Here is a 563-nt window from a genome sequence, read left to right as displayed (position 1 = left end):
AGTCGCTGGTGGGCCTAGGGAGTCGTTGAGGCGATGCGGGTATCTAGTAAGGGAGGAGGGAGTATGTCTGTTCGAAAGCTGCCAGATGGGGCGTATGCCGCCCTCGAAGGGCTCCAGGGCCAGGCTAAAGCCGCGATGGCAATGCTTCCTGGTCAAGACAAAGCCGAGGCCAAGGAGGCTCTCAGGGCTGCCCAGGCGAAGATGGCTGCAAACGAGGAGTGGACCCGAAAGATCGTCAAAGCACTCATGTCAGGTGACGGCACAACCACGACTGAGACGGCTGATGCGGCCTGGCTGGAACGCACATTCGCCGAAACTTTCTGACTGATAGGGAAAGAGGTATAGATGGGTGATTTTCGGAAAGAACGGATCGGGATCACAGATGCTGCGCGGCTGCTAGGTGTGAGTGTCAAAGAGATTAAAGGTGCGATCCAAAGAGAGGAGTCCTTGAGGGGGGGCGTATTGCCCAAGGTGATTTATTGCGGGGCTGGAAACTATCAATTTTACGCCGGGGATATAATGGATTGTGCAGCCAAGTTCAAAGGCAGCTGAAATAGGAATAA

1 protein-coding gene is annotated in these 563 nt (G+C 54.7%); it reads left to right on the top strand.

All coding sequences use genetic code 11. The annotated features are described in order from the left end of the window. Positions 1-63 precede the first annotated feature (63 nt). Entirely contained in the window at positions 64-324 is a 261-nt protein-coding gene (locus ACGTN6_RS20935) for a hypothetical protein (RefSeq protein ID WP_394595032.1), read from the top strand. Positions 325-563 lie beyond the last annotated feature (239 nt).

Origin of the sequence: Halomonas sp. B23F22_20 (genome assembly GCF_043496985.1) — a bacterium.
Classification (GTDB): Bacteria; Pseudomonadota; Gammaproteobacteria; order Pseudomonadales; family Halomonadaceae; genus Halomonas.
The sequence above is the reverse complement of the archived record's forward strand: the minus strand, read 5'-3'. Positions and strand labels throughout refer to the sequence as shown.

Excerpts from the sequence above, each read along its gene's own strand:
- ACGTN6_RS20935 (WP_394595032.1), top strand. The coding sequence starts at position 64 with ATGTCTGTTCGAAAGCTGCCAGATGGGGCGTATGCCGCCCTCGAAGGG.